We start from the raw sequence: 24,129 nt of genomic DNA, 5'->3' as shown, positions 1-24,129 counted from the left end.
CGGTCAGTCGGTGCCGGTGCCGGTCCCGGTGCCGTCGTCCTCCGCTGCCGCCGGGAACGCGCCGAGGACGGTGAGGTCCAGCCGGCTGAGTCGCTCGGGGTCGGCGAGCAGGTTCATCTCCACGATCCTGCCGTTGGCCACGGTGAAGCCCAGCACCGAGACCGGCACACCGCCGGGGGCGGCAACGAGCCCGTACCCGCCGTTGACCAGCACCGGCCGGGCGAACTGGGCCAGCGAGCGGAACGAGAGCGCCTGTGCGGCCACTGCGTGCGCACCGCGCACCAGCCGGGAGGTGGCCCCGGGCCCCGGTCCGACCCCGGCACCGGTCAGGGCGCCGGCGTCGGCGCGCAGCACGACGTCCGGGTCCAGAACGCTGACCAGCGCCTCGAAGTCGCCGCCCCGGGCGGCGGCGAGGAAGGCGTCCACGACCTCGCGCTGCCGGGCGATGTCCGGGTCGGGGACCGGGGCCGTGCCCTGCACCCGGCGACGGGCCCGACTGGCGAGCTGGCGGGCGGCGGCCGGAGTGCGCTCGACGATCGGGGCGATCTCCTCGAAGGGCACCGCGAACATGTCGTGCAGCACGAAGGCGAGCCGTTCGGCGGGGGCCAGCTGCTGCAGGACCACCAGCAGGGCCAGGCCGACCGAGTCGGCGAGCAGCGCCTGCTGCTCCGGGTCGACCGCGGCGCTGCCGCCCGGGTTCGGTCCTTCGATACGGTCGATGATCGGGTCGGGGACGAAGACCTGGGCGTCCAGCGACTCCTCCCTGCGGGTCCGGCGCGAGCGCAGCATGGACAGCGAGACCCGGGCGACGACGGTGGTCAGCCAGCCGCCCAGGTTCTCGATCTCCTCGGCGTCCGCCCGCTCGTCGGTCCGGCTGAGCCGCAGCCAGGCCTCCTGGACGGCGTCGTCGGCCTCGGTGAGCGAGCCCAGCATCCGATAGGCCACCGAGCGCAGATGGCCGCGGTGCTCCTCGAAGCGCTGGGCCAGGAATTCCTTCTCGTGCTTCTCGCTCCGCTCGCTCTTCGCGTGCTTCTCGTCCATCGGCTTGCCGTCCGTCGGCTTGTCGTCCATCGGCTTGTCGTCCATCGGTCGCATTCCTCCGTCACGTCTCGTCGTGGCTCTGACCGTTGAAACGCAGCCGTTGTGACAAGGCAACGGGACCGGTTCACCCCGGTCAGGGCTTGACGCCGACGCCGCCGAAGAATCCGCGGGCGCCGAGCCACTCCTCGTGGGTGGCCCTGGCCCGCCAGTTGGAGACCGGCACCACGCCGGGCTCGACCACGTCCACACCGGTGAAGAACCGGTCGACCTCGGCGCGGGAGCGCAGGTGCAACTGGGCGCTGGCCCGGCGGTAGGGGGCTTTGATCAGCTCGGCGCGGTCGGAGAAGTCCTCGCCCTCCGCCTCCCAGGAGCCGTGGCTGAGGATCAGCATGCTGCCGGCCGGGAGCGGCTTCAGCAGCTGCTCGACGATGCCGTACGGGCCGTCCTCGTCCGGGATGAAGTGCAGGATCGCGGCGAGGACGAGGGCGACCGGTTCGCCGAAGTCGATGGTCCGGCGCACGGTGGGGTCGGAGAGGATCCGCCCCGGTTCCCGCAGGTCGGCCTGGACCACATGGGTCTCGCCGTGGCCGGGTCCCGCCATCAGCGCGCGGGCGTGGGTGAGCACGATCGGGTCGTTGTCGACATAGGCGACCCGGACCCGGGGGTTGACCTCCTGGGCGACCTCGTGGGTGTTGCCGGCCGTCGGGATCCCGGTGCCGATGTCCAGGAACTGGACGATGCCGGCGGCCGCGGCATGGCGGACCGCCCGGCCCAGGAAGGCCCGGTTCATCCTGGCGGCCATCCGCATCTCCGGGACGATGCTCAGCACCTGCTCGGCGGCCTCCCGGTCGGCCGGGAAGTTGTCCTTTCCACCGAGGTAGTAGTCGTACATCCGCGAAGGATGCGGTATGTCCATATTCAGATCGACCGACGGCACGTGGTCCGGCGCGGGCCCCTGCGCATGGCCCTGCGCGTGCTCCGGCTCCCGTCCGCCGTCCGTCCGCGCTCTGTCTTCTCTTTCCGTCTCCTCCGCCACGGTCCCCCGCCCCCTCCGTGCTTCCCCGTCTCCCCTGTCAGCCGCAAGGGTAGATCGCCCGTATGCGATCCGTACGGGCATTCGCGCGCTTCGTCGGTCAACAGTTACCTGAGGTGCGGTCACCGGAAAACCGTTGTACCCGGGGCTCGGGGAACGAAAGGATCAGCACCTCGGACGGATGGCGGAGGGGCGCGGGCAGATGGGTTTCATTCTCGACGGACCGGTTCTCGAAGGCGCACTGGTACGCCTGGAGCCGCTGGGGCACCACCATGCGCCGGACCTGGCCGAAGCCGCCGAGGAGGACCGGGCGTCCTACGGGTTCACCTGGGTGCCGACGGCGGCCGAGGTCGGACCGTACATCGACGCCCAGCTCGCCCGCGCCGGGACGGGCCGGCTCGCCCCGTACGCCCAGGTGGACCGCGCCTCGGGCCGGGCCGTCGGGGCGACGGCGTACTGGGAGCCGCGGTGCCGACCGGACACCGACGAGCTGTACGCGGTCGAGGTCGGCTTCACCTGGCTCGCGCACTCGGCCCAGGGCGGCGGCCTGAACACGGAGTCCAAGCTGCTGCTGTTCCGCCATGCCTTCGAGGTCTGGGAGGTGTCCCGGGTCGACCTGAAGACCGACGCCCGCAACAGCCGTTCCCGCGCCGCGATCGCCGCCGTGGGCGCGCAGTTCGAGGGAGTGCTGCGGAGCTGGAGCCGCTCCTGGGCACCCGGCGAGGACGGCCTGCTCCGCGACGCCGCCATCTTCTCGATCATCGCGCCGGAATGGCCGCAGTGCCGGGTGCGACTGGAGAAACGCCTGGAGCAACGCATGGCAGCCAGGACAAGCGGCGCCGATACATCGCAGCAATGACCCCTGGCGAGGTCGGCGGCGGCCGTGAGACTGTCGCCTCGTGACTGACGCGCTTTCAGCAGACTCCGCCTCGGCGGCGCCTGACGACCGGGTTCCGTCCGTGCTGCGCTTCGCGACGGAGCTGATCGCCTGGGTGGCGACCCCCTGGGCGCTGGCCGATCGCTCCTGGCTGCTTGCCGCACTCTCGGTGGTGGTGCTGATCGGGCTGCCCACGGTGCTCGCCACACCGGGCGACAAGGCCAAGGTGATCGTCGCCGTCCCGGGTTGGGGCACCGTGCTGCTGGTGCTGCTGCAGCTGGCGGCGGCCGTGGTGTCGTCGTGGGTGGCCTGGCCCGTCTGGGCGGCGGTGCTGACCAGTCTGCTCGCTGCCGCCACTCTGGTCACCGAGCGGCCGCGCCGGCGCCGGCTGCTCTCGCACGGCGGGGCCGCGCCCGGGGCCCCGCCCGGGGCCGCGCCCGAGTAGTCGGCGGTGGTCAGGGCCGGGTACGGTCCTCCTGGCGTTCGCGCAGGACGGTGACGGCGCGGCGGCACCAGTCGCGGTTGCCCTGTTCGAAGGCGAGGCCGCGGTGACAGGTGAGGTAGGGGCCGATCCGTTCACTGTGGCGTAGGGACTCCTCCTCGCCCCGGTCGCCGCGCATCTTCGCCAACAGCTCCTCGAACAGCCCGATCTTGGCCTCGGCGAACTCGGCCCGCTCGGTGAGCTGGGCGATCAGCGTCCCGGTGTCGACATGGTCCGCCGTCTGCACCTTGACCGACAGGTCGTCGCGGATGAACGAGGGCTTGGCGGCAGCCGCCGCGAACCGTTCCAGCTCGGCCGACCCGGCAGTGGTGACCTGGAAGAGCCGCTTGTTGGGACGGGCGTCCCGCCGACGGTCTGGCCCCAGCCCTGGTCGGCAACTGACACCCTGTGACCTATGGCTCCGGCGAGTCGGACCGCCGACAATCGGGCGTACCGGAAACTCCTCGGACCAGATCCGGGAGGCGGTGTCGGATCGGGGCGGAAGCGTTCGTAGGAGGGGTGAGCGGGCGCCCACGACGGGTGCCCCGAAGCACAGGAGATGACCCGAGATGCAGTACCTGGTTTCCGTGATCTTCGACCAGCCCGGCCTGGCCACCCCGGAGGAGGACGCCGCGATCGATGTGTTCAACGCCCGGCTCGTCGCCGAGGGCCACTGGGTCTTCGCCGGCGGCCTCGGAGCGCCCGACACCGCCACCGTGATCGACAACCGGGGTGGTGAGCCGATGTTCACCGACGGTCCGTACGTGGAGTCGAAGGAGTTCCTCGCCGGATTCTGGATCATCGAGGCCGCCGACCTCGACGTAGCGCTCAAGCTGGCCGCCGAGGGGTCGAAGGCCTGCAACCGGAAGACCGAGGTGCGGCCGTTCCTGTGAGCACGGTCGACGTCCGGGAGGCGGTCACGCGGGCCCACCACCAGGAGTGGGCGCGCGTGGTCGCCGCCCTGGCCAGGCGCTTCGGCGACCTCGACATCGCCGAGGAGGCGACGGCCGAGGCGTTCGCGACCGCCGTCGAGCACTGGCCGGCCGGCGGTGTCCCGCCCAACCCGGGCGGCTGGCTGACCACCACAGCCACCCGCAAGGCCATCGACCGGATCCGGCGCGAGAGCAAGCGCGACGACAAGCACAAGGAGGCTCGGATGGCGTACCACGACGACCCGCCCGAGCCTGTGGGCGCCGTCGACGACGACCGGCTCCGGCTGGTCTTCACCTGCTGTCACCCGGCCCTGGCCATGGAAGCCCGCGTGGCTCTGACGCTGCGCATGGTCGCCGGTCTGACCATGCCCGAGATCGCCCGCGCCTTCCTGGTGGCCGAGAGCGCCATGGGGCAGCGGATCACCCGGGCGAAGGCCAAGATCAAGGCGGCTCGCATCCCCTACCGGGTGCCGTCGGAGCAGGATCTCCCGGCCCGGGTCTCCGGTGTGCTCGCCGTCCTGTTCCTCGTCTTCAACGAGGGCTACCTGGCGACCGGCCCCGACACCGATCCCGTACGCCACGACCTGACCGCCGAGGCGATCCGGCTCACCCGGCTGATCCGCGCCCTGCTGCCGCAGGACGGCGAGGCGGCCGGGTTGCTGGCGCTGATGCTCCTGACCGAGGCCCGCCGTACGGCCCGGGTCTCGGTCAGCGGCGAACTGGTCTCCCTGGCCGAACAGGACCGCGGGGCCTGGGACACGGCGCTGATCGCCGAAGGCCATCGGCTGGTGCGCGAGCGGTTGGCCGCCGGGGCGGCCCCGGGCCGGTACCAGATCCTGGCGGCGATCAACGCCGTGCACACCTCCGCCCGCGACGTGCGCGACACCGACTGGTCGCAGGTGGTCGCCCTCTACGACCAGCTGGTCCGTCTCGACCCCTCGCCGATCGTCGCCCTCAACCGGGCCATCGCGGTCGCCGAGATCGACGGCCCCGAAGTGGCGCTGGCGGCCGTCGACCGTCTCGACGACAGCCTGTCCGCCTACCACGCCTACCAGGCGACCCGCGCCGACCTGCTGTGCCGGTCGGGCCGCAGTCAGGAGTCGCGCGCGGCCTACGACAAGGCCATCGAACTGGCGGGCAACACGGCCGAGACCGCCTACCTGACCCGCCGCCGCGACCAACTCGGCTGACGCGCGGTCGACGACGGAAGTCCACAGTCCGGCACTGTGGCATGGCCGCCCCTGGGCAACCAAGCCGCTTTTCCGGCTCAGGCTCCGTTGCGGCCGGTCTCCCAGGGCACTACGACGACCTGTTCGCTGTCCTCATAGATGACCCGTCCCGGGGCCGAGGACTCCACCCGCTCACATGGCACCCCGTGCGCGGCCAGGATGTCGAGATAACCGTCCACCCGGTCAAGGACCTCCCCAGCCGTGCTCTTGAACCAGGACGCCGCCCCGGGATGAACGTCACGGTCAAAGACAGTGGGATCCACCGTCGATGGGTTGGTGAAGTTGGCGTTGTACCAATCGTTGCCGGACCGCCAGAACCGGTGTTCCTCCTCGCTCAGCACGCCGGCTCGACCAAGACCGTTGGCCAGCGCGAAGACACCGGGGAAGTGACCGCGTGCATTCGCGGATGTGCCCTGGAACCTCACGAACAATGCCTGGCCCAACGGTCCGCCTCCACTCGTCACACCACCGAGTCCAAGTATTCGAGTTGGAGCGGTGTGACCGCACCGGGGTCGAGCCGGACCGTCACGCGAACGATGGCCATCGCTCGGTGGCCCATTGCAGCCACCCCGACCATCCAGGAGGCGGACCGTCAATCTGACGGCCTTCGAGTTCTGCAGCGTCGGGCACCTCGAACAGCGTCCTCCAGAGCAAGAGGTCCGCCTCGCTCATCGGGAAGGTCTGATCCGGAGTGGTCGTTTGGCGATGGGCGATCCGGGCGCGTTGGGTCTCATGATCCACCGGCAGGTAGACGAGGAGACAGGACGCGCCCACAGACTTCGCCAACCAGCGGATCGAGGACCTCTCGTCACGAGACCAGCAGCCGAAATCCAGGACCACGTTGGTTCCGAGCCTCAGCGCCTCCAGGGCAAGCGAGAGCAGCCGTCCTTCCAGGACATCGCGCTTCCCGTCTGCCATCGGCTCGCCGAACAGCGGAATCATCCACTCGTCGGGCGTCAGCCGGAGTGCGCTGTGCTCCGTGGCCAGTTGTCGGGCTCTTGTGGTCTTTCCGGCCCCGGGCAGGCCGACTGTCAGAAACAACGTGGTCACACCCGGATCGTCCATGGAAAACGACGTGGAGGACAACTTCTTTCTCCGTCTCCGCCGGACCGGGACCTGCGAGCGCTTGCCGGGACGTCTCGGGGGCGGGTGACGCCGGGACGCCGAGAACCGCACCCGCCGCGCGATGTCCGCAGCCCCGGGGCCCGGCGGCGCTCGCAGGAGCCCGCGCACCACCGTCAGATGCGTCACAGGTGCGCGTTTTACGCGTTCGGGTCCCAGTCTGCGAGCTGCTCCATCGGCTCGGTGTCGCCGGTGGTCTCCAGGGCGTCGAGCGGGAGGCGGTCGTAGAAGTAGAGGACCAGTTCGCTCGCTGCGCCTCGCATCACCATGTCGCCCGGCTCCGCTTCGGCGGCGAGGTCGTCGGAGCGGACGCCGTCGGCGTTGAGGGTCAGGCGCCAGGAGCGGCCCTCGGCCGCGTGCAGGTCGATGGTCGCCGGCTTGAACGGCCAGGGGACGGCCGTCGCCGCGACGGTCGTCAGGAACTCGTCGACGCCCTCGACCGCGACGTCCGTCGGCAGCGGCTGTGCGGCTCCCTGGGTGAGCTGGGCGTCGTAGGTGTGGACGGCGATCTCCTGGATCTGGTGCCGGGCCACGGCGCCGCTGGTCTCCGGAGCCTGCGAGCGGCCCCACCAGGTCCAGCAGCCACGGTCCGGGCCGGCCTCGCGCAGCGCGTCGAGCATGAGCTCGGTCGACTCGGCGAGCCAGGCGTCCAGGGCTTCGCGGCCGCGGGGCGCGGTCGGGGCGCCCTTCGGGTCCGTCCTCGCCGGGGGCTCGGCGCCCGGGCCCGCCGCGACGATGGCGGCCTGGCGGCGGCGGCCGTCGCCGAGGTGCTGGGCCAGGTCGCGCAGCGTCCAGTCCGAGCAGGTCGGGACCTGGACGTCAAGGTCGGGGGCGGACGCGATCGCGGCGCGGAACGCGGCCGAGCGGTCTTCGATCAGCCGCAGGACCTCGGGGAACTCCAAGATGTTTTGCACGTCGGTTGTGTATCACGGCGTTCCGACCGCCGGGTAGCGAATTTGTCGGGCGGACGCGTCGACGTCCGGGCGGAGCTCCGGCGCGCCGAAGCGGGTCCTGAGATTCCGATCAACGACGTCGGCGACAGTCAGCCGCAGGTGCCCCCGGGCGACACGGGTCACAGTTGCAAGCGATGTGCTTGCAATAGTTAGCAGCGGGGTGCAAGGTGGAGACATGGCCTCACTGAACGTTGGCTCGCTCGGCGAGTACATCCGGGAGCAGCGGCGGCATGCGCAGTATTCGCTGCGTCAGCTGGCCGACGCTGCCGGGGTGTCCAACCCGTACCTCAGTCAGATCGAGCGCGGGTTGCGGAAGCCGAGTGCCGAGATTCTGCAGCAGATCGCCAAGGCGCTGCGGATCTCGGCGGAGACGCTGTACGTGCAGGCGGGGATCCTCGACGAGCGCGAGGAGGCCGGCCTGGAGCTCAGGGCCGCGATCTTCGCGGACTCACTGATCAACGAGCGGCAGAAGCAGGTGCTGCTCGCCGTCTACGACTCCTTCCTCAAGGAGAACGCCCACGCGGGCGAGGCCGAATCGGCCGACGGTGCCGACGAGGCCGCTGAGGCGGAGCCGGCGACACGTGCCGGCAGGACCCAGGAAGATCCCGACCAGGGGAGGAACTCCCATGCCCATCACTGACGATCTGCGCAAGACGCTTTCGGACCCGACCCCGCTCTACGCCCTCGCGGGCGCCGGCGACCTCGCGGTGGAGAAGCTGCGCGAGGTTCCGGAGAAGGCGGCGACCCTTGCCGCCACCGACCGCAAGGTGGTGCAGGAGCAGGCCGCGACCCGGCTGAAGGAGGCCCAGACGCGGCTGACCGAGGCCCAGGCCAAGGTCAGCGAGACCGTGTCCGGCCTGCCCAGCGACTTCAAGTCGCTGCAGGAGCGGGCGCAGGACCTGGCCCTGCAGTCGGTCGGCCGGGCCGCCGAGCTGGCCGTCAAGGCGCGGGAGGTGTACGACGAGCTGGCCGAGCGCGGCAAGGTCGTCGTGGACCGCCAGCGCAAGGAGACCGCGGACGAGCTCGTGGGCATCGCCGGCAAGGCGGAGTCCAAGGCCGACGCCTTCGCGGCCGAGGTGGACCAGGTCGCCGGGACCGCGGCCGACAAGGCCACGGACGTCGCCGCCGCGGTGGAGCCGGAGCCCGAGGCCCCGGCCAAGCCGGCCGCCAAGCGGACCACGCCCCGGAAGAACACGCCCAAGGCCTGACCCCCCGCCTCAACCGCGGGACAGCCGGACGGCGGGGCAGGACAGTCAGGACAGTGGTGAACGAGAGGGACGCGCCGGGCACCCCCGGCGTGTCCCTCTCGTTCAGTCCAGTGGGGGCAGCCCCGTGGGACGATGGCAGGACTGTGCGGGGGCTAAGGAGATGTGATGGTCGAACTGGCTGGCGGCATCCTGGTTGACTGGTTCAGCAATGTGCTGGGCTGGCTGATGCTCGCCCTGCTCGCGTTCAAGGTGTTCGTCTTCATCGACGCCGCCTTCCGGCGCGAGGACGCCTACCGGGCCGTGGACAAGCAGACCAAGCCGTTCTGGCTGATCGTGCTGGGCCTGGCGGTGGCGGTGAGCATCTTCTCGGTGCCCGGCCTGGGCCAGATGCTCAGCCTGATCGGCCTGGTCGCGGCCATCGTCTACATGGTGGACGTCCGCCCGCGGATCAAGGCGATCGCGCCGCAGCGGCGCGGCGGCAAGCGTCTGGGCGGCCGCAAGGACGACCGGAGCAACATGGGGCCTTACGGGCCCTGGTGAGAACGGCCTGGGAACGGCCGGTGGCCGGCCCGGCGGCTTTCGCCCCGGGCCGGCCACCGGATCCCGTTACGTTTCCGGCTACACGTACGTGACGGGCGCGCTGCCGCCGCGGGTGAGCAGCAGGACGGCGACGTCGTCGGCGAGCGCGCCGCCGTTGAGGTCCTCGACCTCGGACATGGCCGTGTCGATCAGCAGTTCGTCCCGCAGACCGCTCTCCTGGTGGTCGCCGATCATCGCGATCAGCCCCTCCTGGCCGAGTCGGCGCGTCCCCGCACCTATCCGGCCCTCGATCAGGCCGTCGGTGTAGAGCATCAGCCCCCACTCCGCGCCCAGCCTGACCTTGCGCGGCGGCCACTGCTCCTCGCCGGTGTCGCCGAGCATCGGCAGCAGGCCCAGGGCCGGGCCGCCGAAGTCGTACGGGAGCAGCTCGGGGTCGCGGTCGTCGCGCAGCAGCAGCGGCGCCGGGTGCCCGGCGAGGTGCAGCTCGGCGTACTCGCTCTCGGGTTCGATGGCGAGCATGCACAGCGTCGCGAAGATCTCCTCGCTGCGGCGCTCGTGCTCCAGCACCCGCTGGAGCGTGCCGAGCAGGGCCTCGCCCTGGAGCCCGGCGAAGACCAGGGTGCGCCAGGCGATCCTGAGCGCGACTCCGAGCGCGGCCTCGTCGGGGCCGTGGCCGCAGACGTCGCCGATGACCACATGGACCGTGCCGTCGGCGGTGCGGACCGCGTCGTAGAAGTCGCCGCCGAGCAGCGCGCGGCGCCGACCGGGGCGGTAGCGGGCGTGGAAGGCCAGGCCCGAGCCCTCCAGCAGCGGGGTGGGCAGCAGATGCCGCTGCAGCCGGGCGTTCTCCTGGCCGCGCAGCTCCGCCTCGACCAGTCGGCGCTGGGACTCGTCCGCCCGCTTGCGCTCGACGGCGTAGCGGACCGCGCGGGTCAGCAGCCGGCCGTCGATCTCCTGCTTGACCAGGAAGTCCTGGGCGCCGGCCGCGACTGCGGCGGCGCCCAGGTGCACATCGGCGGTGCTGGTGACGGCGAGCACCGCGGTGCGCGGCGCTCGGCGGAGCAGCCGGCGCAGGCCGTCCAGACCGCCGCTGTCCGGGAGTTCGAGGTCGAGCAGCACGCAGGCGGTGTCGGCGTTGAGCATGGCCGTGCCGGTGTCCAGGGTGCGGGCCCAGCGGAGCTCCACCTCGGGGCCGACTTCGGCGAGCAGGTTGTGGAACGCCTCGGCGTCCTCCGGACTGTCGTCGATGAGCAGCACGGAGAGGACGCCGCCGGCGGGGGTCGCGGCGGGCGCGGGCGGCGTCGCGACGGGCACGGTGGCAGGGCGCGGGCGCGGTATCGGCCGCGGACTGGCCGTGCTCGACTGCGGGTCGTGCGCGCGTTCGATCGCGGGCATCAGCGATACCTCCCTCTCCCTGGCTGTGCAACGGTTGGACGGTGGATCCAGTGCCCATAAGACACCACGAACCTGCTGTGTTCCCGTGACCCTAACGTGATCTCCACAGGCCCTTCGCACACCGGACCGGCCTGTCGGCGGAGTGCCGCACGGTGCCTGTGGCCTGCGGCGGGGCTGTTGGGACGATGGAAATCCCGGAGCCCGCACCGGGCTTGGGGCGATAGCGTGCGGACGATCGAGAGGGGTGCGTGATGGAGATCACGTCGGTTCAGGGTGATATCACCGAGCAGTCGGTGGACGCGGTGGTGAACGCCGCCAACTCGTCGCTGTTGGGTGGCGGAGGAGTCGACGGGGCGATCCATCGGAAGGGCGGGCCGCAGATCCTGGCGGCCTGCCGGGAGCTGCGGGCGTCGCACTACGGCAAGGGGCTGCCGACCGGCCAGGCCGTCGCGACCACGGCCGGACGGCTGCCGGCGCAGTGGGTGATCCACACCGTCGGCCCGGTGTATGCGGCGCAGGATCCGGGCCGGGCCGACCTGCTGGCCTCCTGCTATCGCGAATCGCTGCGCGTCGCGGACGAGTTGGGCGCACGGACGGTGGCGTTCCCCGCCGTCTCCACCGGGGTGTACGGCTGGCCGACCCGGGACGCCGCGCGGATCGCGCTGCGGACGGTGCTGGAAGGCGCGCGGGCCCGGGAGTCCGGGGAGCCGGCCAGCCGGCTGGTCGAGGTGCGGTTCGTGCTGTTCGGGGCTGAGGCGTTCGAGGTGTTCGAGTCCGTGCGCCGGGAGTTGAGCCAGTGACGCACGGGACCGGGCTTGGGGCATGGCTCCATGGTGGCCTGAGGGGACGTCAACACGCCATAAATATTCGATAACTCGTTCGAGTGAAAGTGGTTCGTGCAGCCTGCTACGCAGGTCACGCCCGGGCCGCTAGTCCGGCCTGACCACTCCCAGGATCGGCATCGAGCCGGCCGCCGACAACTCGACGTCCGCGCCCGGGTGCGGGGCCTGGATGATCTCGCCGTCGCCCACATAGAGCGCCACATGGCTGGCGTCGGGGAAGTAGATGATCAGATCACCGGGGCGCAGTTGGGCCACCGGGACATGGGGCAGTTGGGCCCACTGCTGCTGCGAGGTCCGCGGAATCGAACGGCCGGCCGCCTGCCAGGCCCTCATGGTGAGCCCGGAGCAGTCGTACCCGACCGGCCCGGTGCCGCCCCAGACGTAGGGGTGGCCGATCTGCGCGGCGGCGTAGTCGATCGCCGTATAGCTGTGGGCGGTGCCGGGGCGGGACAGGTCGGCCGTGGTCAGCGTGGCGCGCCAGCTCCGCTGGGCGGCGAAGGCGGTGGCGGCCTGCGCCTGCTGGAGCTGGGCGAGTTGGGCGGCCCTGAGGGAGGCCAGCAGGGTCGTGGCGGCTGCCAGCTCGGACCGGATGGTCCGCACGGCGGCTGCCGCCGCGGCCTGGTCGGCGGCCAGGCGCCGCAGATACGTGTCGGCTTCGTTGCCGTAGGCGGTGAGTTGCGACTGGGAGGTGCGCAGGGCGGCGACCAGGTCGGCGGCGGACGCGTCGGCCCGGTCGGCGAGCGGGATCGAGGCGAGGTAGCCCTCCGGGTCCGCGGACAGCAGCAGCCGCACGCTCGGCGGGAGGCCGCCGTCGCGGTAGGAGGCGGCCGCGACCTGGTCGATCATCGAGGTCAGGGCGGTGACCTGGCCCTGCGTGGTCTCGATGCCCCTGGCGACGGCGGCGACCTGCAGGGCCTCGGTGTGCACCGCCTGGGTGGCGGTGTCGTAGGCGGCGGTGGCGGATTCGGCCCTCCGGTAGAGCGCCGAGAGTTGCTGCTGTACCTCCGCGACCTTGGTTGCCGTGACGGGAGCGGGACGCGTGGGCGCGGCGAAGGCGGCCGGGGCCACGGGGGAGGCGGCGGTGAGGGCGCAGACGGCGAGGACCAGCAGGGGACGCTTGCGCGGCATGGCGCGCCTCCGGATCTGACGGTTCGTCAGGAACTGTTGGATCGTGACATGGGACGCGGGAAAGCGGTAGGGGCAATCGGGTCCTCTTGAGTTTTCGGGTGCGGGCCGTAGCGGGTTTGGCGCGCAGTTCCCCGCGCCCCCAGGGGTCTGCAACTGGGCCAGTTGCACCTGCCCGGGGCTCGGGGCTCTGCTTGATCTACTGCGTGCGCGACAAACCAGGCACACGCCGCAGCCGGACGACCTACCGCTCCCTCGGCGCCACCGCGTCCCAGCGGAGCGTCAACTCCCCGAGCCGCCAGCGCCGAGCGCCCCCCACCACCGGCCAGTCGGCCGAAACCGCACGGGCGGCGGCGATCCAGCGCTGTCTCGCGCCGAAGTCCGCGTAGGGCGCGGCCGCGGCCCACGCGCGGTCGAGGTCGCGGAGGAAGGCGTGCACCGGCTCGCCCGGAACATTGCGGTGGATCAGCGCCTTGGGCAGCCGTTCGGCCAGGTCGGACGGCCGGTCCAGGCCGCCGAGGCGGGCCGCGAAGGTCACCGTGCGCGGGCCCTCGCGGTCCAGGGCCACCCAGACGTGGCGGCGGCCGATCTCGTCGCAGGTGCCCTCGACCAGCAGCCCGCCCGGCGCCAGCCGGCCCCGCAGCAGCGCCCAGGCGTCCGCCACCTGGGCCTCGTCGTACTGGCGCAGCACGTTCGCGGCCCGGATCAGCAGCGCTCCCCCGGCTCCCGATCCCGCTGGACCGTCCAGCGGGACCTCGAAACCGCCGCGCCGGAAGGTGAGCTTCGGCGGGTCCGCGTAACGCTGGGCAACGGCGACCCGGTCCGGTTCGATCTCGATGCCGACCACCCGGACGTCCGCCCGTACCGCCGCCAGCCTGCTGCGCAGCTCCACCGCGGTCCAGGGGGCGGCGCCGTAGCCGAGGTCGACCGCGACCGGGGGCGCGTCCGCGCCGCGCAGGGCGGGGGCCAGCTCGGCCGCGATCCAGCGGTCCATACGGCGTAGGCGGTTGGGATTGGTGGTCCCCCGGGTCACCGCCCCCACCGGACGTGCGGTCCGGCCGCCCGCTGTACGTACACGCATGTCAGGCAGCGTACGCGGCCCTGTTCTGCACGGATGCCCGGTGCTGGGAATCAGCGGGCCCCGGATTCTGTTCCCCCACTGTTGACGGGTCGCGCTGCGGCCGGAGCCGGAGCGAAAGGACGAGCGGTGACCCTGCGCCCTGCCCGCGTGGCAATGCTGAGCGTGCACACCTCCCCGCTGCACCAGCCGGGAACGGGCGACGCAGGGGGGATGAACGTCTATATCGTCGAGCTCTCCAAACGGCTCGCCGATCTGGGCGTCGAGGTGGAGATATTCACCCGGGCCACCGCTTCCGACCTGCCGCCCACCGTGGAACTGGCACCCGGCGTGCTGGTCCGGCATGTCACGGCCGGCCCGTTCGAGGGGCTGGTGAAGGAGGACCTGCCGGCGCAGCTCTGCGCCTTCACCCACGGGGTGCTCCGTGCCGAGGCCGGTTACCGGCCCGGCTACTACGACCTGGTCCACTCGCACTACTGGCTCTCCGGACAGGTGGGCTGGCTGGCCGCGGAGCGCTGGGGCGTGCCGCTGGTGCACACCATGCACACCATGGCCAAGGTCAAGAACGCCGCGCTCGCCCTCGGCGACACCCCCGAGCCGCCCGCCCGGATCATCGGCGAGAGCCAGGTGGTGGAAGCGGCCGACCGCCTCATCGCCAACACCACCGAGGAGGCCAACGAGCTGGCCGTGCACTACGGCGCCCGCTCGGACCAGCTCTCGGTGGTGCACCCCGGGGTGAACCTGGAGGTCTTCCGGCCCGCCACGGCGACGCCCGTGGGCACGGTCGGCGACGCGTTGGACCATACCTGCACGGCCACCGCCCCCGGATCGCACGCCCACGCCGACCCCCGTACGACAGCGGCCGCGCGGGCGGAGATCCGGGCCAGGCTGGGTCTGCCGGTGGACGCCACGGTGCTGCTGTTCGCCGGGCGGATCCAGCCGCTGAAGGCCCCCGACGTGCTGCTGAAGGCGGTGGCCGAACTGCTGGAGCGGGACCCCTCGCTGCGCGAGCGGCTGGTGGTCCCGGTGGTCGGCGGCCCCAGCGGCAGCGGCCTGGCCCGCCCGGAGAGCCTGCACAAGCTCGCCGCCCAGCTCGGCATCTCCGACGTGGTCCGGTTCCGGCCGCCGGTCGGCCAGGCCGAGCTCGCCGACTGGTACCGCGCCGCCAGCGCCCTGGTGATGCCCTCCTACAGCGAGTCCTTCGGACTGGTCGCCCTGGAGGCCCAGGCCTGCGGCACGCCGGTGGTCGCCGCCTCGGTCGGCGGACTGCCGGTGGCCGTGCGGGACGGCGAGACCGGCTTCCTGGTCCAGGGCCACGACCCGCGCGAGTGGGCCCACAAGCTGCAGCACCTGGTCGACGCCCCCGCGCTGGGCCTGCGGATGGGCGCGGCCGCCGCCTGCCACGCCGCCAACTTCGGCTGGACCGGCGCCGCGGCCGAGACGATCGAGGTCTACCGCGAGGCGATGGGTACCGCGCGGTAACGTCGGGGCATGAGCGGCATCGAGGGCATCGACGGCACGGACAAGGACAGTGCCCGCGCGCGGGCACTGGACGTACTGCGGACGGCACTGGACGACGCCGGAGTGGCCTGGGAGCAGCCCTCCGGCGACCCCTACACCTGCGTGGCCACGCTGCCGGGCACCCGGAAGCTGTCCACCACCTGCTCACTGCGGATCGGCGAGCACACCCTGAGCGTCAACGCCTTCGTGGTCCGCCACCCCGACGAGAACCACGAGGCCTTCTACCGCTGGCTGCTGGAGCGCAACACCCGGCTGTACGGGGTCGCGTACGCGATCGACAAGCTCGGCGACGTCTACCTGGCCGGCCGGCTGCCGCTGGCCGCGGTGACCGGGGAGGAGGTGGACCGGCTGCTGGGCGCGGTGCTGACCCACGCGGACGAGCCCTTCAACACCCTGCTGGAGCTGGGGTTCGCCTCCGCGATCCGGCGCGAGTGGGAGTGGCGCACCAGCCGCGGGGAGTCCACCCGCAACCTGGCCGCCTTCAGTCGGCTGACCGGGGCGGACCGTCCTGGCGAGTCCTGATCCTCGGCTTTGTCGCGCGCCCCCTGAGGGTCTGCAACTGAGCCGGTTGCACCTACATAGGGGGCGCGGGGAACTGCGCGCCCAGCCCCCTACGGTCCGCAGCCGACCGCCGACCGCCGACGGCCGTCAGAACGCGGCACGGACCTCGCCGACCGGGTGGCCGCCACCGTAGAGCGGGGCTGAGGCGATGCGGCCGAGGGCGTCCCCCGCGGCGGTGACGCCCATCCGCCGCAGCGCCGCGGCCAGGACCGGGCCCACCGCCCGGTACCCGCCGTCCTCGATCTTGAAGGCCAGGGCCCGGCCGTCGGCGAGGGCCACCGCCTGGACCGCCTCGGCGCCCATCTTGGCCATCGCCCCGGGTATGCCGCGCATCAGCCAGGTGTCGATGCGGCGGGTTCCCGCCACGTACTCGGGGTGGGCCCGCATCGCGTCGGCTACCCGGCGCTCGGGTGTGCCGGGGTCGGCCAGGACGATGGCGCGGAAGGCGCGGGCCAGGCCGGTGAGGCTGACCGCCATCAGCGGCGCGCCGCAGCCGTCGGTGCCTATCGCGGTCACCTGCTCGCCGCTGAGCTGCTGCACGGTGGCCAGCGCCTCCTGCTGGACCGGGTGCTCCAGGGCGAGGTAGGAGTCGGTGTCCCAGCCGTTGGCCACGCAGGTGGCCAGCATCGCGGCGTGCTTGCCGGAGCAGTCCATCAGGATCGGCTCAGGGTGGCCGCCGGAGCGGATCCAGTCCTCCGACTCGACCGGGTCCAGCGGCAGCGAGGGCGGGGTCCGCAGCGCCTGCTCGGTCAGCCCGGCACCGGCCAGGATCTTGCGGACACCGTCCAGGTGAAACGATTCCGCGGAGTGGCTGGCGGCCGTCAGCGCCAACAGCTCGCCGTCCAGCCGGAGACCGGTGCGCAGGATCGCCGCCGCCTGCATCGGCTTGTTGCTGGAGCGCGGGAAGACCGGCAGCTCCGGGACGCCCAGGGCGAAGTCGACCGAGCCGTCGGCGGCCAGCACCACCAGCGAGCCGCGGTGCCGGCCCTCGGTGAAGCCGGAGCGGACCACCTCGGCCAGCACGGCCGGTTCGGGGACGGCGGACTGCGGTACGACCGGGGTGGCCTGGGTGGTCATGGTGGTTCAGCCTCCGGAGAGCAGATCGTCGACGCGCGCTTCCCCCTCACGGTACCTGCGGGTGATCTCCGCACTGCAACCGTCCACCGTGCGCTGCAGCCCCTGGCGGCGGCCGGAGAGCATCCGCTCATGGGCGGTCAGCCTGATGCAGGCGGCCTGGAGCGCCGCGTCCGACTGCGACTCCAGGTCGGCGAGGGCCACGTCGTCCATGAGTTCGTCGGCCAGCGCCTGGAACTCCTCGCTGCGCGGGGTGTTCAGGGTGAGGTGCCGGGCCGAGTTGCGGACCTGGGAGGGCAGGTCCGTGAGGATCACGGCCAGTTGCTCCAGGAGGGTGTCCGCGGCCACCGTCCGCCCGCTGCGGCGGGTCAGTTCGGCGCGCAGGATGTCCACCCGGCCGTGCAGCAGCCGGCGGAGGTAGGAGAGGTCGGCCTCGTCCTCCTGGGCCTGCCGGCGCAGTGTCCGCAGCTCCTCCAACCCGAGGCCCCCGAACGAGTCGAACCCCCGCTCCCGCGTCGGGATGCGATCCGTCCCCTGGTCGTACCTGTCGCCCACCACACTCGCCATCCCGAAATCGTCCGTCCCGCGCACACAGCCCGCACGTCCAGCCCGCATGCTCCCACTCCCTACCTGCCCAGTGCAGGCGAGCTGCACCCAATCGGCCGCAACGGACCCCCTGGCGAATTCAGGTGGCTCATACGACCGGTGCATATTCCCTGCGCAACGCCCCTGCCGACGGCTCGGTGGGGGCGCGCGGACTGCCCGCACAAGCCCCCTGGTCGGAGCAGCCGGCGACTGCACCAGAATGGGGCCATGCGTGCTGTGGCTCAGGTCGTGACCGAAGCGAAGGTGACCGTCGACGGGGAGGTGGTGGGCTCCATCCTCGGCCCGGGGCTGTGCGTCCTGGTCGGCGTGACCCACGAGGACACCGCCGAGCAGGCGGCGCTGCTGGCCCGGAAGCTGTGGTCGATCCGGGTGCTGGAGGGCGAGAAGTCCTGCTCCGACCTGGACGCACCGCTGCTGGTGATCAGTCAGTTCACCCTCTACGGGGACGCCCGCAAGGGCCGCCGCCCCACCTGGAACGCCGCCGCGCCCGGGCCGGTCGCCGAGCCGCTGGTGGACGAGGTGGTGGCGCAGCTGCGGGCGCTGGGCGCGACCGTGGCGACCGGCCGGTTCGGGGCGGACATGAAGGTCTCGCTGGTGAACGACGGCCCGTTCACGATGCTGCTGGAGTTCTGAGCCACCGCCGCTACTGCGGGACGACGACCTCCTGGGTCGCCGGCACGGTGCCGGCCAGCAGCGGGGCGTCCACCGGGGTGTTGCGCTTCACCAGCGCCAGCGCCACCGGGCCGAGCTCGTGGTGCCGCGCCGAGGAGGTGACGAAGCCGACCGGACGGCCTTCGGCGCCGTCCGCGGCCGACCGGACCTCGGTGCCGTGCGGCGGCAGCGCCTCCATGCTGCCGTCCAGGTGCAGGAAGACCAGGCGGCGCGGCGGACGGCCCAGGTTGTGCACCCGCGCCACCGTCTCCTGGCCCCGGTAGCAGCCCTTCTGCAGGTGGACGGCGGTCTCCAGCCAGCCCAGCTCGTGCGGGATGGTGCGGTGGTCGGTCTCGAAGCCCAGCCGCGGCCGGTGCGCCTCGATCCGCAGCGCCTCGTAGGCCCACAGCCCGGACGGCGAGCCGAAGCCCGCGGCCAGGGCCAGGAGTTGGGCACGCGGCAGGAACAGGTCGCGGCCGTACGGGAGTTCACGGACGGCCGCGGCGCCCTCTGCGGCAAGAGAGGTGTGGCGCGAAGCGCCGCCGTCAGGGGTGGTGGTGGGCGACGGGCGGGCGGAGCCGGCCGGGAGGAAGACCACGGCGTAGTCGGCGGTGGCATCGGTGATCTCGACCTGGTTGAAGAACTTCATCTTCTCCAGGTAGGCCACCAGCTCGCCCTGGGTCCCCGGCTCGACGTGCATCCAGGTGGTGGCGCCGTCGTCGACCAGGTAGAGCGCGTGCTCGATGTGCCCGTGCGGGGAGAGGATCAGCGCCTCGGTCGCCTGCTGCGGCGGCAGCTCGCTGACGTGCTGGGTCAGCAGCAGGTGCAGCCAGCTCAGCCGGTCCGGACCGCTGACGGTCACCACGCCCCGGTGCGAGAGGTCGACGAAGCCCCGGCCCGCGACCAGTTCGCGCTGCTCCCGGGACAGCTCCCCGTAGTGTGCGGCGACCGGCGCGTCCACGCCGTCCCCGGCGACGGCGCCACGGACGGTGGTCAGCAGCGGACTGGCGGGTGTGGTCTGCGTGGTCGTCACTGGTCAGCGTCCTCGGTCGGGCCGGTCTTGCGGCAGCAGTCGGCGCAGCGGCCGAAGATGGCGAAGTGCTTCATATCGGTTTCAAAACCGTGCGTGGCCCTCAGGGATTCCACGAACGGCGCCGCGATCGCCACCTCGGTCTCGGTGACCTTCTCGCAGTCCCGGCAGACCAGGTGCATGTGCTGGTGCCGGTCGGCGAGGTGGTAGGTGGGCGCGCCGTGGCCGAGGTGGGCGTGCGAGACCAGTCCGAGCTCCTCCAGCAGGTCCAGCGTGCGGTAGACCGTGGAGATGTTGACGCCGGTCGCGGTGCGGCGGACCTCGGTGAGGACGTCGTCGGGCGTGGCGTGGCCCAGGCTGTCGACGGCCTGCAGCACCAGCTGGCGCTGCGGGGTGAGCCGGTACCCGCGCGCTCTCAGATCCGCCTGCCAGTCGATGCCGCTCACCACGTCGCCCCTCTGCACGCCGAACCTGCACACCCGTAAACCCGCGCACCCCCGAGTCTATGGGGGTGCGGGAGCAGGGCGGACGGATCCGTCCGGTCGGAACCGACAGGTCAGCGGAAGAAGGCGATCCCGTCGTCGGGGAGGTCGGAGACGTCCTGGACCAGCTGCGCCGGGTTCAGCACCTTCTTGAGCTGGCCCGACATGTAGGGACGCAGCGGCACCTCGGGGGCGGACTTCTCGCCCACCCACATCAGCTCGCCGTTGACCAGGCCGTACAGCCGCTTGCCGCCGCTGTACGGGGCCGCGCCCTCGATCCGGGCGACCGCGTCGGTGGCCAGCTCGATCTGCGGCTTGCCGTCGGCCAGCTCGCCGTACCAGATCTCCACGGTGCCGTCGTCGCGGACCGAGGAGAACTGGACCTCGCGGGCGCCGCTGGTGCCGTGCTGGTTGCTGGTGACCCGCCAGAAACCGGTCTCGCTCTCCAGCGGACGCACCTTGTTGCCCTCGGCGTCCAGCACCCAGCTGCGGGAGCGGTACTCCAGGAACGCCCTGCCGTCGTGGCGGAACACGACCTCCTGGCCGAAGTTGCACTTCTCCGCCCCGGGGAAGTCGTGCACCCCGGCCCCCTCCCAGGTGCCGAGCAGGAAGGCCAGGGAGACGACGTCCTGGTGCAGGCCGGACGGGACCTCGATCTTGGCGACCATGTCAGCGCTGGCCCTGGTAGAGCTTCTTCACCGAGAACACGGTGAACCAGACGACGGCGAGGGCGATGACGATCAGCAGGCCGTCGAAGAAGTACTCAAGGCTGGACACGCGCGTGCTCCTCGGGGGAGGGGAAGGGTCTCCCGCCGATTCTAGTCGCCGGGCGTCGGAGGCTCGTGGTGAGCCCCGCCTCATAGGGTGGCGTCATGTCGAAGAAGCTGGTCATCAAGGTCACCGCGGGAGCGGACGCGCCGGAGCGGTGCTCGCAGGCGTTCACGGTTGCGGCGGTCGCCGTGGCGAGCGGGGTGGAGGTGTCGCTGTGGCTCACCGGGGAGTCCGCGTGGTTCGCGCTGCCGGGGCGGGCGGCGGAGTTCGAGCTTCCCCATGCGGCGCCGCTGCCGGAGCTGCTGGACGCGGTGCTGGGCGGGGGGGCTGTCACCCTGTGCACGCAGTGCGCGGCCCGGCGGGGGATCGGCTCCGCCGACGTGCTGGAGGGGGTCCGGATCGCCGGCGCGCAGGTGTTCGTGAGCGAGGTGATGGGGGACGAGGTGCAGGCGCTGGTGTATTGAGCGAGGGCTCTGCGTCCGTTTCGGGCAGTTCCCCGCGCCCCTGAGGACAGAACAAGGCCGAGGCCCCGCGCTGGGCGCGGGGCCTCGGGTTCGTACGGGTGCCGTCAGACGGCGATGGCCACCTCGGCGACCGCGCCCTGCTGGGCGGCGACCACGCGGTCCACGGTCGCGCCGGGCACGAGGGCGCGGAGCGTCCAGGTGCCGGGGGCGGCGAAGAAGCGGAACTGCCCGGTCGCGGAGGTCGGGACCTCCGCGGTGAACTCGCCGCCCTCGTCGAGCAGGCGGACGTAGCCGTTGACGGGCTCGCCGTCGCGGGTCACCGAACCCTGGATGATGGTCTCGCTCGCCACGTCAACTCCTGCCAGATCGGGGCCGCCGGCCTTCGCTCCACACATGTCTCTACTCCTTCTGCTCGGTTGCCGGGCTGTTGCTCAGTTGCCGAGCTCGATCGGCACGCCGACGAGGCTGCCGTACTCGGTCCAGGAACCGTCGTAGTTCTTGACGTTGGTCTGGCCGAGCAGCTGGTGCAGCACGAACCAGGTGAGCGCGGAGCGCTCGCCGATGCGGCAGTAGGCGATGGTGTCCTTCGAGAGGTCGACGTTCTCGGCCTCGTAGAGGGCCTTCAGCTCCTCGTCCGACTTGAAGGTGCCGTCGTCGTTGGCGTTCTTGGACCACGGGATGTTGCGGGCGCTCGGGACGTGGCCGGGGCGCTGCGACTGCTCCTGCGGAAGGTGCGCGGGGGCGAGCAGGCGGCCGGAGAACTCGTCGGGCGAGCGGACGTCGACCAGGTTCTGGACGCCGATCGCGGCGACGACGTCGTCACGGAAGGCGCGGATCGACGAGTCCTGGGCCTGGGCCTTGTACTCGGTGGCGGCGCGCTCGGGGACCGCGGAGCCGTCGACCAGGTCGCGGGAGTCGAGCTCCCACTTCTTGCGGCCGCCGTCCAGCAGGCGGACGTCGCCGTGGCCGTACAGCTTGAAGTACCAGAAGGCGTAGGAGGCGAACCAGTTGTTGTTGCCGCCGTAGAGGACGACGGTGTCGTCGTTGGCGATGCCCTTGGCGGACAGCAGCGCCTCGAAGCCGGCCTGGTCCACGAAGTCGCGGCGGACCGGGTCCTGGAGGTCCTTCTTCCAGTCGATCCGGACGGCGTTGCGGATGTGGTTCTTGTCGTACGCGGCGGTGTCCTCGTCGACCTCGACGACGACGACCTTCGGGTCGTCCAGGTGGTCCTGGACCCAGTCGGCGCTTACCAGGACGTCACTGCGGCTCATGGGGATTCTCCATCCGGGGCAGTTGCGGAAGAGCGAGGCCGCGCGAACATGCGTCCGAAGGGGAGTCCGGATCGTGGGACGGCGCGGCAGTGGTCTGCGAGATGTACGCGATGGGGGCTCAGCGAGCCCCGCAGCCTGCGGGCGGAACCGTCCTGGACGGACGAGTGGCGCCCTGTCAGCGCATTCGACAGAGGCAGGCGGCCACGCGGCACAGGTCTACCGCCCGCCGCTTCGTGAGATCCGCCTGTCGCTTCATGGGTTCGATGCTAGGGAACGGAGAGCGCCCTGTCATCGGTGTCTTGAATAGTGGGATGAAATGGTCCGGATGGCGATACTGGGGATTGCGGGGGCCCGGTGGGCCGGTTCCGGGCGGGGGCCGAGGGGGCGCCGGGAGGGGTGTCCTACCGATCCGCGAGACGGTGATGGACGGCGCGTCTCGCGGATCGGGACGGCGGCTGCCGCCGGGGTGGGGTCCGGGTGGCGGGCGGGGTGCGGTCGGGATGCCCTCGGGGCTCAGTTGCCGAGCGAGACGTCGGTGCCGGAGACCGTGACGTCGATTCCGTCGGGACCCGGCTGCACCGTGTCCAGTCGGAGTCCGCTGGGCAGGCCGGCCAGCTGCAGCTTGGGCTGGAGGAAGGACGAGACCAGGGACGCGACGGTGGGGTCCACACCGCTGATCCCGCTGATGTTGTTCAGGCTGATGCCGTTGCCGTCCACCACGCTGATGTCGGCGGTGCCGGAGACCTGCTGCGCCCCCAGGACCGGGACGTCGAACGTGCCGGAGACCTTGACCTTCCCCGGGGCGCCGCCGTAGCCGACGGTGACCTTGTTGGGCAGGGCGGCGGAGAGGTCCGCGTAGGAGATCCGGGCGGTGCCGGTGCCACTGCCTGCGACGATCCCGCTGTAGTCGCCGGTGACCTTGACGTTCTTGGCGTCGATGCGGAAGTTCTGCAGCTGGATGTCCGGGCCGCCCTTGCCGTCGTTCACGGTCAGCTCGGGGGCGCTCAGCTTGATCTCGTCGAACTTCTTGGAAGCGAGCTGGGTCAGGAAGGGGAAGCCCTCGATGCTGACCTTCGGCTTCTGGGGCAGTTTCCGTTCGGTCTGGATCTTGCTCGCGGCCTGGCTCTCGGCTATGTGCAGGGTGATCCTGTCGGCCGCGACGAACAGGGCGGCGAGGACGATCAGGACGATCAGCAGTCGGCGCGCGGCGCGCATGAATTTCTCCCTCGGACGGATGCTGACGGAGACAGCGGTCGGGCGGCCCGCGGTTCCGCGCGGGCCGCCCGACCGGCGCCTACCCCGCGAGCAGGTGGCCCACCAGGAAGACCGCCGGGGCCGCGCAGGCCAACGGCACGGCGACTCCCGCCGTCAGGTGCACGAAGCGGGACGGGAAGTCGTACGCCGCGACCCTGCGACCGACCAGGGCACACGCGCCCCCGGCCAGGCCGAGCAGCACTCCCCCGACCGCGCCGAGGCCGGTGGTGGCGCCCAGCAGCGCGCCGACCAGCAGCCCGGCGAACGCGCCGGAGCCGAAGGCCGTTCTGACGGGCAGCATCGGCAGCGCGGAGACCACGGTGGCGACGGCGGCGGACAGCGCGCCGACGACGACCACCGCGCCGGCGGACCAGCCGTGGTGGCTGATGCCGCCGGCCGCCAGCAGGCAGCCCGCGAGGACCGTCATCACGGTCGCCGAGGCGCTCACGGTCAGGGCGTAGAACCGCTCGTCCGGGTTGCTCGGCCGAAAGATCTGCAGGATCAGCACCAGCAGGAAGAACCCGCCGAGGGTGCCCGCCAGCACGGCCGTCGCGGTGCCGCCGGAGGCGGCGAGCATCCCGGCGTCGG

29 protein-coding genes and 2 pseudogenes are annotated in these 24,129 nt (G+C 71.8%); 12 read left to right on the top strand and 19 right to left on the bottom strand.

Annotated features, from left to right (window positions below):
- Window positions 1-3: 3 nt before the first annotated feature.
- Window positions 4-1,041 carry a sigma-70 family RNA polymerase sigma factor gene (locus tag TR46_RS11765; protein ID WP_042398526.1) on the bottom strand — a complete coding sequence of 346 codons (1,038 nt, stop codon included), beginning with the start codon at window positions 1,039-1,041 and terminating at the stop codon, window positions 4-6.
- A 133-nt stretch (window positions 1,042-1,174) separates the two neighbouring features.
- Window positions 1,175-1,978 (bottom strand): SAM-dependent methyltransferase, encoded by an 804-nt coding sequence (locus tag TR46_RS11760; protein ID WP_052432722.1) that lies wholly within the window; start codon window positions 1,976-1,978, stop codon window positions 1,175-1,177.
- A gap of 298 nt (window positions 1,979-2,276) precedes the next feature.
- Here TR46_RS11760 and TR46_RS11755 point away from each other — a divergent pair, with 298 nt between their 5' ends.
- Together TR46_RS11755 and TR46_RS11750 are read left to right on the top strand one after the other, a co-directional pair.
- On the top strand, window positions 2,277-2,933 hold the full coding sequence (locus TR46_RS11755; protein ID WP_042398519.1) for a GNAT family N-acetyltransferase: 657 nt from the start codon (window positions 2,277-2,279) through the stop codon (window positions 2,931-2,933).
- Between the two features lie 40 nt (window positions 2,934-2,973).
- Complete coding sequence (locus TR46_RS11750; RefSeq protein WP_042398205.1) at window positions 2,974-3,396, top strand: hypothetical protein; 423 nt, start codon at window positions 2,974-2,976, stop codon at window positions 3,394-3,396.
- Window positions 3,397-3,406: 10 nt separating this feature from the next.
- Here TR46_RS11750 and TR46_RS11745 read toward each other — a convergent pair.
- A pseudogene (locus TR46_RS11745) lies at window positions 3,407-3,799 on the bottom strand (virulence activator alpha C-terminal domain-containing protein); the annotation flags it as partial.
- Between the two features lie 202 nt (window positions 3,800-4,001).
- Here TR46_RS11745 and TR46_RS11740 point away from each other — a divergent pair.
- A complete protein-coding gene (locus TR46_RS11740; protein ID WP_042398202.1) occupies window positions 4,002-4,325 on the top strand; it encodes a YciI family protein in 324 nt (107 codons plus the stop codon).
- On the top strand, window positions 4,322-5,554 hold the full coding sequence (locus TR46_RS11735; RefSeq protein WP_042398199.1) for an RNA polymerase sigma factor: 1,233 nt from the start codon (window positions 4,322-4,324) through the stop codon (window positions 5,552-5,554). The genes TR46_RS11740 and TR46_RS11735 overlap by 4 nt, the downstream gene beginning before the upstream one ends.
- Before the next feature lie 77 nt (window positions 5,555-5,631).
- Here the strand turns inward: TR46_RS11735 and TR46_RS11730 are convergent, their stop codons facing one another.
- From TR46_RS11730 to TR46_RS11720, 3 genes are all read right to left on the bottom strand, one after another.
- Complete coding sequence (locus TR46_RS11730; RefSeq protein WP_042398195.1) at window positions 5,632-6,036, bottom strand: hypothetical protein; 405 nt, start codon at window positions 6,034-6,036, stop codon at window positions 5,632-5,634.
- Window positions 6,037-6,118: 82 nt separating this feature from the next.
- Window positions 6,119-6,643, bottom strand: a complete 525-nt coding sequence (locus TR46_RS11725) for a P-loop nucleotide/nucleoside kinase family protein (protein WP_042398513.1) — start codon at window positions 6,641-6,643, stop codon at window positions 6,119-6,121.
- 212 nt (window positions 6,644-6,855) lie between these two features.
- A complete protein-coding gene (locus TR46_RS11720; RefSeq protein ID WP_042398192.1) occupies window positions 6,856-7,629 on the bottom strand; it encodes a maleylpyruvate isomerase family mycothiol-dependent enzyme in 774 nt (257 codons plus the stop codon).
- A gap of 214 nt (window positions 7,630-7,843) precedes the next feature.
- Here TR46_RS11720 and TR46_RS11715 point away from each other — a divergent pair, with 214 nt between their 5' ends.
- From TR46_RS11715 to TR46_RS11705, 3 genes are all read left to right on the top strand, one after another.
- The gene (locus tag TR46_RS11715; protein WP_042398190.1) at window positions 7,844-8,308 is read left to right on the top strand and encodes a helix-turn-helix domain-containing protein; all 465 of its coding nucleotides are present in this window, start codon (window positions 7,844-7,846) and stop codon (window positions 8,306-8,308) included.
- Window positions 8,295-8,876: a hypothetical protein gene (locus TR46_RS11710; RefSeq protein WP_042398188.1), complete on the top strand. Its 582-nt coding sequence runs from the start codon at window positions 8,295-8,297 to the stop codon at window positions 8,874-8,876. Before TR46_RS11715 ends, TR46_RS11710 begins: the two co-directional genes overlap by 14 nt.
- 186 nt (window positions 8,877-9,062) lie before the next feature.
- Window positions 9,063-9,416, top strand: coding sequence for a DUF2516 family protein (locus tag TR46_RS11705; RefSeq protein WP_042398510.1), 354 nt, complete (start codon window positions 9,063-9,065; stop codon window positions 9,414-9,416).
- Between the two features lie 78 nt (window positions 9,417-9,494).
- Here the strand turns inward: TR46_RS11705 and TR46_RS11700 are convergent, their stop codons facing one another.
- On the bottom strand, window positions 9,495-10,811 hold the full coding sequence (locus TR46_RS11700; protein ID WP_042398185.1) for a PP2C family protein-serine/threonine phosphatase: 1,317 nt from the start codon (window positions 10,809-10,811) through the stop codon (window positions 9,495-9,497).
- A gap of 251 nt (window positions 10,812-11,062) precedes the next feature.
- Here TR46_RS11700 and TR46_RS11695 point away from each other — a divergent pair, with 251 nt between their 5' ends.
- Window positions 11,063-11,611, top strand: a complete 549-nt coding sequence (locus tag TR46_RS11695) for an O-acetyl-ADP-ribose deacetylase (RefSeq protein ID WP_084718323.1) — start codon at window positions 11,063-11,065, stop codon at window positions 11,609-11,611.
- 129 nt (window positions 11,612-11,740) lie between these two features.
- On the opposite strand, the gene TR46_RS11690 is transcribed toward TR46_RS11695, so the two are convergent.
- Window positions 11,741-12,781, bottom strand: a complete 1,041-nt coding sequence (locus TR46_RS11690; RefSeq protein ID WP_042398180.1) for a C40 family peptidase — start codon at window positions 12,779-12,781, stop codon at window positions 11,741-11,743.
- A 241-nt stretch (window positions 12,782-13,022) separates the two neighbouring features.
- Window positions 13,023-13,859, bottom strand: coding sequence for a class I SAM-dependent methyltransferase (locus TR46_RS11685; RefSeq protein ID WP_042398178.1), 837 nt, complete (start codon window positions 13,857-13,859; stop codon window positions 13,023-13,025).
- A 33-nt stretch (window positions 13,860-13,892) separates the two neighbouring features.
- Between TR46_RS11685 and TR46_RS11680 the strand changes: the two genes are divergently transcribed.
- A complete protein-coding gene (locus TR46_RS11680; RefSeq protein ID WP_042398174.1) occupies window positions 13,893-15,338 on the top strand; it encodes a glycosyltransferase in 1,446 nt (481 codons plus the stop codon).
- A gap of 9 nt (window positions 15,339-15,347) precedes the next feature.
- Window positions 15,348-15,899: a type III secretion system chaperone family protein gene (locus TR46_RS11675; RefSeq protein WP_084718319.1), complete on the top strand. Its 552-nt coding sequence runs from the start codon at window positions 15,348-15,350 to the stop codon at window positions 15,897-15,899.
- Between the two features lie 126 nt (window positions 15,900-16,025).
- Here the strand turns inward: TR46_RS11675 and TR46_RS11670 are convergent, their stop codons facing one another.
- Window positions 16,026-17,015 carry an asparaginase gene (locus TR46_RS11670; RefSeq protein ID WP_042398171.1) on the bottom strand — a complete coding sequence of 330 codons (990 nt, stop codon included), beginning with the start codon at window positions 17,013-17,015 and terminating at the stop codon, window positions 16,026-16,028.
- Between the two features lie 6 nt (window positions 17,016-17,021).
- Complete coding sequence (locus tag TR46_RS11665; RefSeq protein ID WP_236655301.1) at window positions 17,022-17,579, bottom strand: RsiG family protein; 558 nt, start codon at window positions 17,577-17,579, stop codon at window positions 17,022-17,024.
- 246 nt (window positions 17,580-17,825) lie between these two features.
- Here TR46_RS11665 and dtd point away from each other — a divergent pair, with 246 nt between their 5' ends.
- Window positions 17,826-18,251: a D-aminoacyl-tRNA deacylase gene (dtd, locus tag TR46_RS11660; protein ID WP_042398169.1), complete on the top strand. Its 426-nt coding sequence runs from the start codon at window positions 17,826-17,828 to the stop codon at window positions 18,249-18,251.
- 10 nt (window positions 18,252-18,261) lie between these two features.
- Here the strand turns inward: dtd and ygfZ are convergent, their stop codons facing one another.
- The 3 genes from ygfZ to TR46_RS11645 all read right to left on the bottom strand — a co-directional run bounded on the left by ygfZ (window position 18,262) and on the right by TR46_RS11645 (window position 20,449).
- Window positions 18,262-19,302: a CAF17-like 4Fe-4S cluster assembly/insertion protein YgfZ gene (gene ygfZ, locus TR46_RS11655; RefSeq protein ID WP_042398166.1), complete on the bottom strand. Its 1,041-nt coding sequence runs from the start codon at window positions 19,300-19,302 to the stop codon at window positions 18,262-18,264.
- On the bottom strand, window positions 19,299-19,745 hold the full coding sequence (locus TR46_RS11650; protein ID WP_042398502.1) for a Fur family transcriptional regulator: 447 nt from the start codon (window positions 19,743-19,745) through the stop codon (window positions 19,299-19,301). The genes ygfZ and TR46_RS11650 overlap by 4 nt, the downstream gene beginning before the upstream one ends.
- A 110-nt stretch (window positions 19,746-19,855) precedes the next feature.
- The gene (locus TR46_RS11645; protein ID WP_042398163.1) at window positions 19,856-20,449 is read right to left on the bottom strand and encodes a heme-binding beta-barrel domain-containing protein; all 594 of its coding nucleotides are present in this window, start codon (window positions 20,447-20,449) and stop codon (window positions 19,856-19,858) included.
- Between the two features lie 204 nt (window positions 20,450-20,653).
- Here TR46_RS11645 and TR46_RS11640 point away from each other — a divergent pair, with 204 nt between their 5' ends.
- Complete coding sequence (locus TR46_RS11640; RefSeq protein WP_042398160.1) at window positions 20,654-21,016, top strand: DsrE family protein; 363 nt, start codon at window positions 20,654-20,656, stop codon at window positions 21,014-21,016.
- 104 nt (window positions 21,017-21,120) lie between these two features.
- Here the strand turns inward: TR46_RS11640 and TR46_RS11635 are convergent, their stop codons facing one another.
- The 5 genes and pseudogenes from TR46_RS11635 to TR46_RS11620 all read right to left on the bottom strand — a co-directional run.
- Window positions 21,121-21,411, bottom strand: a complete 291-nt coding sequence (locus TR46_RS11635; RefSeq protein ID WP_030255809.1) for a DUF1416 domain-containing protein — start codon at window positions 21,409-21,411, stop codon at window positions 21,121-21,123.
- Window positions 21,412-21,447: 36 nt separating this feature from the next.
- Window positions 21,448-22,287: a sulfurtransferase gene (locus TR46_RS11630; protein ID WP_042398155.1), complete on the bottom strand. Its 840-nt coding sequence runs from the start codon at window positions 22,285-22,287 to the stop codon at window positions 21,448-21,450.
- A 175-nt stretch (window positions 22,288-22,462) separates the two neighbouring features.
- Window positions 22,463-22,543, bottom strand: a complete 81-nt coding sequence (locus TR46_RS45310) for an Ms5788A family Cys-rich leader peptide (RefSeq protein WP_369405619.1) — start codon at window positions 22,541-22,543, stop codon at window positions 22,463-22,465.
- 257 nt (window positions 22,544-22,800) lie between these two features.
- Window positions 22,801-23,502 (bottom strand): LmeA family phospholipid-binding protein, encoded by a 702-nt coding sequence (locus TR46_RS11625; RefSeq protein ID WP_042398152.1) that lies wholly within the window; start codon window positions 23,500-23,502, stop codon window positions 22,801-22,803.
- Between the two features lie 79 nt (window positions 23,503-23,581).
- A pseudogene (locus tag TR46_RS11620) lies at window positions 23,582-24,129 on the bottom strand (hypothetical protein); the annotation flags it as partial.

Origin of the sequence: Streptacidiphilus carbonis, from assembly GCF_000787775.1 — a bacterium.
In the GTDB taxonomy this organism is placed as follows: domain Bacteria; phylum Actinomycetota; class Actinomycetes; order Streptomycetales; family Streptomycetaceae; genus Streptacidiphilus; species Streptacidiphilus carbonis.
The sequence above is the reverse complement of the archived record's forward strand: the minus strand, read 5'-3'. Positions and strand labels throughout refer to the sequence as shown.